Origin of the sequence: Brachybacterium sp. ACRRE (assembly GCF_022346485.1) — a bacterium.
Taxonomy (GTDB): Bacteria; Actinomycetota; Actinomycetes; order Actinomycetales; family Dermabacteraceae; genus Brachybacterium; species Brachybacterium halotolerans.
On record NZ_JAKRMO010000116.1, the window covers coordinates 1 to 4,136 of the forward strand.

General features: G+C 71.5%; 2 protein-coding genes. Both read right to left on the reverse strand.

Going from position 1 to position 4,136, the window contains the following annotated elements:
- Positions 1–202: 202 nt before the first annotated feature.
- Positions 203–1,573, reverse strand: coding sequence for a bifunctional glycosyltransferase family 2/GtrA family protein (locus MHY49_RS18725; protein ID WP_239206698.1), 1,371 nt, complete (start codon positions 1,571–1,573; stop codon positions 203–205).
- The gene (locus MHY49_RS18730) at positions 1,570–3,897 is read right to left on the reverse strand and encodes a glycosyltransferase family 39 protein (protein ID WP_239206700.1); all 2,328 of its coding nucleotides are present in this window, start codon (positions 3,895–3,897) and stop codon (positions 1,570–1,572) included. The genes MHY49_RS18725 and MHY49_RS18730 overlap by 4 nt, the downstream gene beginning before the upstream one ends.
- Positions 3,898–4,136 lie beyond the last annotated feature (239 nt).

Below are 4,136 nucleotides of genomic sequence, written 5' to 3' on the forward strand. Positions count from 1 at the left end.
AATTAACCGTGGCACCCAACCCCATCCGAGAAACCAGAAACACTGTTTCCGATCCCCCGAACCTGTCGGCCGGGCACGAGGTAATAACTTACGCACCCCGAGCCCCCACGTCAACTCCACAGCCCCAGGTCAGAGCGTGTTCTGCACCACGTGACGCAGGGCGCTCGGGGTCGTTCGTGCGCCACGAGCACCCAGGGAACCGTCACACGCTCGGCGCGGGCCCCGTCCGTCGGCCGCTCGCGGCGTCGTGCGCCTTCGTGGTCCCGTCCCTGTGCCAGCGGCGCATGACGCCGAACTTGGTGACCGTCGCGATGACCATCGAGCCGCCCAGGATCACCGTCTGCACGGCGGTGGGGGCCTGCGGCCATGCGCCGTCGAGCAGCAGCAGCGCGCCGGCGCTGAGCGCCCAGGTGAGTGCGAGGAGGGCGAGCCCCTGGAGCTGGTGCCACAGGGCACCCTCGCGCTCGCGTATCCCGAAGGTCCAGGAGCGATTGGCGCTGGTGTTCACGATGGTCGCGACCAGCAGCGCGAGGATGTTCGCCGCCTGAGCCCCCATGCCGAGCATTCCGTGCAGGGCGGCGAAGCCCGCGAGGTGCAGCAGCGTGCTCGCGACGCCCACCGCGGCGAAGCGGATGACCTGCCCACCGGTCTGGCCCGAGGGCATGGTCCGCCCCAGACGCGCGCGGATGCCGTCGATGCCGAGCTCTCCCGAGCGCAGCGAGCGTCGGACCCGCAGCACGCCCCGGATGTCGTCGAGGGCCGTCCCCACCACGTCCACCCGGGAGTCCGGGTCGTCGTACCAGTCGACGGGCACCTCGTGGATCCGCAGCCCGGTGCGCTCGGCGAGCACCAGGAGTTCGGTGTCGAAGAACCAGGCGGGGTCCTCGACGAGCGGCAGGATCTCCCCGGCGACGTCGGCCCGGATCGCCTTGAACCCGCACTGGGCGTCGGTGAAGCCTGCTCCCAGCGCGACCGAGAGCCCGGCGTTGTAGCAGCGGGAGATGAACTCGCGCTTGGTCCCCCGCACCACCCTCGACGAACGGTGCAGGCGTGTACCGATCGCGAGATCGGAGTGCCCGGACATCAGCGGCGCGATGAGAGGCCAGAGCGCGTCGAGGTCCGTGGAGAGGTCGACGTCCATGTAGGCGAGCACGAGCGCGTCCGACGCGGACCAGGTTGCTTTGAGCGCTCGCCCGCGGCCCTTCTTGTCCAGGTGCACAGCGCGCACGCGGTCGGGCATGCGCTCCTCGAGGTCCGCGGCGATCTCCCGGGTGCCGTCGGTGCTGCCGTTGTCGGCGACCGTGATCCGGAACGGGTACGGGAAGGTCGAGCGCAGGTGGCGGTCCAGGCGCTCCACGCACGCCTCGATCGTGTGCCGCTCGTTGAGGACCGGCACCACCACGTCCAGCACCGTGGTACCGGGCTCCGCACTCACCAGAGGTCGGGCCTGGGGCAGGTCCTCGGGTGTGTGCGCCGAGTGTCCCTGGCTCCCGGAGCGGGTACCGGGGGCGCTGTCGGCGCGCCCGGCCCCGGCGGACAGGCCGCCCGTGCTTCGTGCGAGGTCCAGGGTCATGACGCCTCCTGGGTGCTGGTGGAGCTGGAGACGGGCTGGGTGAGGTCGTAGAACGTGGAGTCGCCGATGGTGACCTCCTTGAAGTTCTCGCTCGCCCACTCGACGATCTCGCTCGCGGAGTCGGAGCCGCCGTTCTGCTGGCCGAAGCCGCTGCTGGCGAGCAGGTAGTGGATCTGGCCGTCCTCGACGTACTGCTGGAACTGCTCGAGGGTGGGGCTCGGGTCGGATCCGTTGAACCCGCCGATGGCCATCACCGGCTCCTCGGTCGCCAGCTGCATGCCCGCGGCGCTCTGGCTGCCGACGGCCGCGGCGACCCAGGTGTACTGATCGGCGTCGGCGGTGAGGGCGTCGACGACGTCCTGGTCGGGCTCGGTGGCATCGAGCAGGCCGCTCATGCCGCCGCCCCCGCCTCCGCCGGGCCCGCCGCCCATGGCGCCTTCGGCTCCGCCGGCCGACGGCATCTGGCCCTGCTGGGTCTGTCCCTGCTGGGACTGGCCCTGCTGGGACTGCTGCCCCTGGCTCGACTGCCCCTGCTGGGACTGGGAGGACTGGCCGGGAGGTGTGCCCATCCCGCCCTGGCCGTTCTGGCCCTGACCGTTCTGGCTCTGGCCGGTCTGGCTCTGGCCGGTCTGCCCGGTCTGGCCCTGGCCGCCGGGGAAGCCCTGGCCTCCGCCGGGCCCGCCCTGACCGCCGCCCTGGCCTCCCGGGCCTCCGCCCATACCGCCGGGGCCGCCGCCCATACCGCCGGGGCCGCCGCCCATGCCGCTGGAGACCGTCGGCCCCGCGGTGATGATCGAACCGGTCTTGGCCGTGGTCACGGTGCTCACCGCGTAGGCGGCCTGCCCGGCGCCGGCGCTCAGGATCGCGCTGGCCAGCAGGGCCGCGAGCAGCGCCCTGCCCATCCGGTGGGCGAAGAGCACGCCGACGGCGGCGAGGATGCCGGTGGCGAGGACGAGGATCGCGAGCCACTGCCCGTACTCCGTCTGTCGCTGCAGGAGCACGAAGCCCCAGATGCCGGTGGCGAGCGCGGCGAGCGCGAGGCCGATCCTGGCGAGCCAGGTGCCGCGGCGCTGCCACAGCTCCCCCGCTCCGGCGCCGACCATCGCGGCGATCGCCGGCGACAGGGCCACCGTGTAGTACTGGTGGAAGATCCCGGCCATGAAGGAGAACGTCAGGAAGGTGGCGAGGAACCAACCGCCCCACACCATGTGGGAGGCGCGGCGCATGTCGGTGCGCGGGGCGCGTCGGCCCATCCACAGCGCGAGCACCACGAGGATCAGCGCGGCGGGGATCAGCCAGGAGATCTGACCGCCCAGGTCCGAGGAGAAGAGCCTCGCGAGGCCGGTCTCCCCGGAGGAGGGTCCGCCGCCGCCCACGGATCCGGTCTCTTCGCCGTTGATGCGGCCCAGGCCGTTGTACCCGAAGGTCAGCTCGAGGAACGAGTTGTTCTGGGAGCCGCCGATGAAGGGCCGCCAGCTCTCGGGCACGAGCTCGACGATCGCGACCCACCAGCCGCCGGCGACGACGAGCGCCCCGACCGCGGCGAGCAGCCCCAGCACGCGTCGGCGCCAGGTCGTGGCGGCGAACAGCATGAAGGCGAGCCCGAAGAAGGGCACGACCAGGAACGCCTGCAGCGTCTTGGTGAGGAAGCCGAAGCCGATGAACACGCCCACCAGGGCCATCCAGCGGATCGAGCCCTTCTCGATCGCGCGCAGGGTCGCCCACGCGCCGAGCGCCATGAGCATCACCAGCAGCGCGTCGGGATTGTTGAAGCGGAACATGAGCACCGCGACCGGGGTGATCGCCATCGCCGCACCGGCCACGAGGCCCGCGCCCACGCCGAAGTACCTCTTCACCGTGCGGTCCACGAGGAGCACGGTGCCGATGCCCATGAGCACCTGCGGCAGCAGGATCGCGATCGTGTTCAGCCCGAACATGCGCACGGACAGCGCCATCAACCACAGCGAGGCCGGCGGCTTGTCCACGGTGATCGAGTTCGCGGCGTCGGAGGAGCCGTAGAAGAACGCCTTCCAGGACTCCGATCCTGCCTGCACGGCCGCCGAGTAGAACGAGTTCGCGTACCCGTTGGCGCTGAGGTTCCAGAAGTACAGGACCCCGGTCGCCACGAGCAGACCGAGCAGCGCGAGGCTCGCCCGCGGGGACTCGTCCAGGAGCCTCCTGCGCACGGCCTCGAGCCGGTGCGGGGGCTTCCCGGTCGCCGCGCCCGGGCTCGATGCCGCGGGCGCGGCGCCCGTCGGCCGAGCGTCTGGTGAGGACGAGGGGTTCGAGCCGTCCCCGGTCCGCTTCTCATCGGTGGTGGTCATGGCGGGAAGCCTTCAGGCCGGGCCTATGGATCTGCTGTGCCCCGGGCATGGTGCGCGTATGTGCCGGGCGCCTCACCTCACCGCCCGGCGACAGCACGGTCACAGCGGATCCATAGCCCCGCGGGCGAGCGTCGTGGCATGGACATGATCGATACCTCGATGACCACCTCCGTCCACGTCGTGCAGGAGGCCGCGCGGACGACGACCGAGCAGGCCCTCGCCGACCCGGCCCCCGAGCC

Coding starts and splice junctions, on each gene's coding strand:
- MHY49_RS18725 (WP_239206698.1), bottom strand. CDS start 1,573: ATGACCCTGGACCTCGCACGAAGCACGGGCGGCCTGTCCGCCGGGGCC.
- MHY49_RS18730 (WP_239206700.1), bottom strand. CDS start 3,897: ATGACCACCACCGATGAGAAGCGGACCGGGGACGGCTCGAACCCCTCG.